Annotated in this window: 6 protein-coding genes; 4 read left to right on the forward strand and 2 right to left on the reverse strand. The window is 62.3% G+C overall.

Annotated features, from left to right (window positions below):
• Both AC1D00_RS27870 and hemJ read right to left on the reverse strand, forming a co-directional pair.
• Positions 1–579: Rho termination factor N-terminal domain-containing protein (locus tag AC1D00_RS27870; protein ID WP_477012862.1), on the reverse strand; the 579-nt coding region annotated here is incomplete at its 3' end.
• Between the two features lie 248 nt (positions 580–827).
• The gene (gene hemJ / locus AC1D00_RS27875; protein ID WP_135178721.1) at positions 828–1,250 is read right to left on the reverse strand and encodes a protoporphyrinogen oxidase HemJ; all 423 of its coding nucleotides are present in this window, start codon (positions 1,248–1,250) and stop codon (positions 828–830) included.
• 519 nt (positions 1,251–1,769) lie between these two features.
• On the opposite strand from hemJ, the gene AC1D00_RS27880 reads away from it, so the two are divergent.
• The 4 genes from AC1D00_RS27880 to dnaQ are packed head-to-tail and all read left to right on the forward strand — an operon-like array spanning position 1,770 to position 4,596.
• On the forward strand, positions 1,770–2,609 hold the full coding sequence (locus AC1D00_RS27880; RefSeq protein WP_477012863.1) for a pyruvate, water dikinase regulatory protein: 840 nt from the start codon (positions 1,770–1,772) through the stop codon (positions 2,607–2,609).
• A gap of 8 nt (positions 2,610–2,617) precedes the next feature.
• Positions 2,618–3,226 (forward strand): Maf family nucleotide pyrophosphatase, encoded by a 609-nt coding sequence (locus tag AC1D00_RS27885; RefSeq protein WP_477012864.1) that lies wholly within the window; start codon positions 2,618–2,620, stop codon positions 3,224–3,226.
• 23 nt (positions 3,227–3,249) lie between these two features.
• The gene (gene coaE, locus AC1D00_RS27890; RefSeq protein ID WP_271577060.1) at positions 3,250–3,849 is read left to right on the forward strand and encodes a dephospho-CoA kinase; all 600 of its coding nucleotides are present in this window, start codon (positions 3,250–3,252) and stop codon (positions 3,847–3,849) included.
• Between the two features lie 27 nt (positions 3,850–3,876).
• On the forward strand, positions 3,877–4,596 hold the full coding sequence (gene dnaQ / locus AC1D00_RS27895; RefSeq protein WP_477012865.1) for a DNA polymerase III subunit epsilon: 720 nt from the start codon (positions 3,877–3,879) through the stop codon (positions 4,594–4,596).
• The last annotated feature ends 50 nt before the right edge of the window (positions 4,597–4,646 follow it).

A 4,646-nucleotide genomic window follows, 5' to 3' on the forward strand; every position in this document is an offset into this window, starting at 1 on the left:
GTTCTGCATCAGCACGGTTTTACCCGTGCGCGGCGGCGCCACGATCAACGCGCGCTGGCCCTTGCCGATCGGCGCGACGATGTCGATCACCCTTGCAGAAAGGTCTTTTCGCGTCGGATCGTCGATTTCCATGCGGAAACGCTGGTTCGGAAACAGCGGCGTGAGGTTGTCGAAATTGACCTTGTGCTTGGCCTTTTCCGGATCCTCGAAATTGAGCGTGTTGACCTTCAGCAGCGCGAAATAGCGCTCGCCCTCTTTCGGGCTGCGGATGTGGCCTTCGATGGTATCGCCGGTGCGCAGGCCGAAACGGCGGATCTGCGAGGGCGAAACGTAGATGTCGTCCGGGCCCGGCAGATAATTGGCATCGGGCGAACGAAGAAAGCCGAAGCCGTCGGAGAGCACCTCGACGACGCCTTCGCCGACGATGTCGGTCTCAGCGAGCGAAAGCTGCTTGAGGATGGCGAACAGCAGCTCCTGCTTGCGCATGGTGCTGGCATTCTCGACCCCATTCTCTTCCGCGAACGAGACGAGCTCGGCCGGGGTCTTCGACTTGAGGTCCTGGAGTTTAATTTCCCGCATTGGGGTGGTCCTGTGGGGTAACCTTAGGGAGGGGGTGCGAGGAGGCTCTGAAATGCGGACGTGAGAAGATAGGGTCCGCAGGTCTGGCAAGGTGAGTGCCGGTGGGGGCTTCAAACCTGATGCGGTGTCCGGCCTCTGGAAAGCTCGGAAACAACCACATCCGCCTGCGTTGGGTGGGATATCGCTAATATAGAAAATCGCCCTTCACTGTGCAAGCCGAAGCGCTGAGCGATCAATGAGATCGCTGCCTAGAACGGTTTCACGATCACCATGATGACGATGAAGATCATCAGGACCGTCGGCACCTCATTGATAATCCGATAGAATTTCTGACTTCGCGGACGCCGGTCGGCAGCGAAATCCTTGCACCAGCGCGAAAAAAAGCCGTGGACCGCGGACAGCGCCAGGACCAGTGCCAGTTTTACGTGCAGCCAACCGGATGCAAACCAATGCCCGGACCAGGCGAGATAGAGCCCGGCAAGCCAGGTGATGGTCATGGCCGGGTTGATGATCGCCTTGAGCAGCCGGCGCTCCATGATCTTGAACGTTTCCGACTGCCTGGAGCCGATTTCGGCCTCGCAATGATAGACGAACAGCCGCGGCAGATAGAGCATGCCCGCCATCCAGGAGATGACGGCGATCACGTGCAGCGCCTTGATCCACTCGTACATGCCGGCGGCCTCCCTTTCTTGTTTCAAAGCGTTTTCTAGCGGCGAACCGGAATCCGCTTCGCTCGAAAACGCTTCTGCTCACCAAACGGTGGATGGAATGAGCCCGGTAAGAATTCATTCATAGATGGGAGCGCACACTTATCCGAGCGCTCGGCTTATCTAAACCTAAACTTTTAGAATCTTAAGGTTTGAGTCTTAGTGACGGTGGATTGGACTCACACAATTCCGTCCGCCACTTCGCCCGCGCTTGTTCACATCCATCAACATATCCCGCGCAGGCCTTACCCGTTTCGATAAGTCGTCCGGGCTCAAGGGCTTGCGTGCGCCTGTCGGCAGCTTATCAAGGGGGTTATCCGCGCAATCCCGCTCCTCTCTCGGCGGGCTGCCAGACTTGTTCTCACGGGCAGTGGTGTGAAGAAAATTGGCGGTTGTCCCGCCCCTGGTGTCGCGCAACCCTTTCCAAGGGGTTAAGCTCCACAGAAATCCACACACCACACCGCCCTCATACAAAGAGTTTTTGTGCCGACCTCGAACAATTATTTCCATCTGCACCTCGTGTCCGACTCCACCGGCGAGACGTTGATCACCGTCGCGCGCGCCGTCGCCGCGCAGTACGCGAACGTCACGCCGGTCGAGCATGTCTACCCGCTGGTGCGCAGCCAGAAGCAGCTCGACCGGGTGCTCGACGAGATCGAGGAGGCGCCGGGCATCGTGCTGTTCACGCTGCTCGAGAAGGATCTGGTCTCCCGGCTCGAGGACAAGTGCAAGGGGATCAATGTTCCGAGCCTGTCGATCATCGGCCCGGTGATGCAGCTGTTCGAGGCGTATCTTGGCGCCGCGACCACGGGGCGCGTCGGCGCGCAGCACGTGCTCAATGCGGAATATTTCAAGCGTATCGATGCGCTGAACTACACGATGATCCATGACGACGGTCAGCATGTCGAAGGTCTCGACGATGCCGACGTGGTGCTCGTCGGCGTGTCCCGCACCTCGAAGACGCCGACGTCGATCTATCTCGCCAATCGCGGCATCCGTACCGCCAACGTGCCGCTGGTGCCGGGCATTCCGGTGCCGGCGCAATTGGAGACATTGACGCGGCCGCTGGTGGTGAGCCTGCACGCGACGCCGGAACGTTTGATCCAGGTCCGTCAGAACCGCCTGCTCTCCATGGGCGCCGACTCCAGCGGCGACACCTATACCGACAGGCAGTCCGTCGCCGAGGAGGTGGCGTTCGCCCGCAAGCTCAGCGCCAAGCACGAATGGCCGCTGCTCGACGTCACGCGGCGCTCGATCGAGGAAACCGCCGCGGCGATCATGAAGCTCTACAGCGATCGCCAGCGCAACCGGCCCTCGGAATAGTTTTCGCTATGGGTCTGTGGCGCGGCAAATCTCCGTTGATCCTGGCTTCGCAAAGCAGCGCGCGAAAGATGCTGCTGGCGAATGCCGGGCTGGAATTCATAGCGATTACGGCCGATATCGACGAGCGCGGCATTCAGGCTGCGTCGAAGCTTTCGAGTCCGCGCGACATCGGTCTCTTGCTGGCGCGCGAAAAGGCCAAGGCTGTCTCGGCCAACCATCCGGGAAGCTATGTCATCGGCGCCGACCAGACCCTGGCTCTGGGCGATCGTCTCTTCAACAAGCCCGCCGGCCGCGCGCAGGCGATGGCGCAATTGCGCGATCTCGCCGGCAAAAGCCATGAGCTGAATTCGGCGGTGGCCCTGGCACATGACGGCAAGATCGTCTTCGAGGACGTCTCGGTGGCCCGCATGACCATGCGACGGATGAGCGAGGCGGAGCTTTCGGCCTATCTCGACGCGGCCGGCGACGCAGTGACGACCAGCGTCGGCGCCTATCAGCTCGAAGGTCTCGGCATTCATCTGTTCGAGCGCATCGAGGGCGACCATTTCACCATTCTCGGCCTGCCGCTGCTGCCGCTGCTTGCGTTCCTGCGGCGCGAGCGGCTAGTTGCGGTGTGAATGACAGAGATGGCTGGGCGCTGATGCGGATCCTGGGACTGACCGGCTCGATCGGGATGGGCAAATCCACCACCGCGAAATTGTTCGCGGAGGCCGGCGTCCCCGTCTACGACGCCGATGCCGCCGTCCATCAGCTCTACGAGGGCGAGGCCGCGCCTGCGATCGAAGCCGCCTTCCCCGGCACCACCGCGAACGGCAAGGTCGATCGGACAAAACTGTCGGCGCGCGTCGTGCACGATCCCGCCGCGATCAAGCAGCTCGAGCAGATCGTTCATCCGATGCTCGGTGCCTCCCGGACGAAATTCTTTGCCGACGCCGAAGCGGCCAACGCGCCGGTCGTGGTGCTGGATATCCCGCTGCTGTTCGAGACCGGCGGCGAGAAGCGCGTTGACGCCGTCGTTGTGGTCTCGACCTCGCCGGAACTGCAGCGCGAGCGGGTGCTGGCGCGGGGCACGATGGACGAGGCCAAGCTCGACGCCATCATCGCCAAGCAGACGCCCGACGCGGAAAAGCGCAAGCGGGCCGATTTCGTAGTGGATACGTCGCACGGACTTGAACCGGTGCGGGCGCAAATTGCGCACATCCTGGCCGAGGTCGTTAAGATGCCGCAGCGGCGAGCCTGATTCGCCGTCCCACACGGCCTCCTGATCATGCGCGAAATCGTCCTCGACACCGAAACCACCGGCCTCGATCCGCTCCGCGGCGATCGCCTGGTCGAAATCGGCTGCGTCGAGATGTTCAACCGCATGCCGACGGGACAGACGTTCCACCGCTACATGAACCCCGAACGGGACATGCCGGCGGAGGCGTTTGCGGTGCACGGGCTGTCGGCCGAATTCCTGGCGACGAAGCCGTTGTTCCACGAGGTCGTCGACGAGTTCCTGGAGTTCATCGGCGATGCGCCGCTGGTGATCCACAACGCCTCGTTCGACATCAGCTTCATCAATGCCGAGCTCGACCGGATCAAGCGCGCCGCGATCCCGCGCGAGCGGCTGGTCGACACGCTGCTGCTGGCCCGGCGCAAACATCCGGGCGTGTCCAACCGGCTCGACGATCTCTGCTCGCGCTATGCGATCGACAATTCCCACCGCACCAAGCACGGCGCGCTGCTCGACGCCGAGCTTCTGGCCGAGGTCTATGTCGATCTGGTCGGGGCGCGGCAGTCGCAGCTGCTGCTGGCTTCGGAAGGCGAGGAAATCCGCATCAATGCGGCTGGCGATGCGCCGCGGCGGCAGCGGCTGACACCGCTTGCGCCGCGGATTTCCGACGCCGAGCGCGAGGCCCACAGGGCCTTCATCGCAACGCTCGGCGACAAGGCGATCTGGAACGAGTTTTTGCCCGCTCCAGCTGCCGCCAATCCGGCTGGTTAGGCCTGACCGGCCTGACCACCGGCGGCCATTTGCCGCTCCATGTTCTGGCG

The organism is Bradyrhizobium sp. P2_E8, from assembly GCF_056403875.1.

Excerpts from the sequence above, each read along its gene's own strand:
- hemJ (WP_135178721.1), bottom strand. The coding sequence starts at position 1,250 with ATGTACGAGTGGATCAAGGCGCTGCACGTGATCGCCGTCATCTCCTGG.
- AC1D00_RS27885 (WP_477012864.1), top strand. The coding sequence starts at position 2,618 with ATGGGTCTGTGGCGCGGCAAATCTCCGTTGATCCTGGCTTCGCAAAGC.
- coaE (WP_271577060.1), top strand. The coding sequence starts at position 3,250 with ATGCGGATCCTGGGACTGACCGGCTCGATCGGGATGGGCAAATCCACC.
- dnaQ (WP_477012865.1), top strand. The coding sequence starts at position 3,877 with ATGCGCGAAATCGTCCTCGACACCGAAACCACCGGCCTCGATCCGCTC.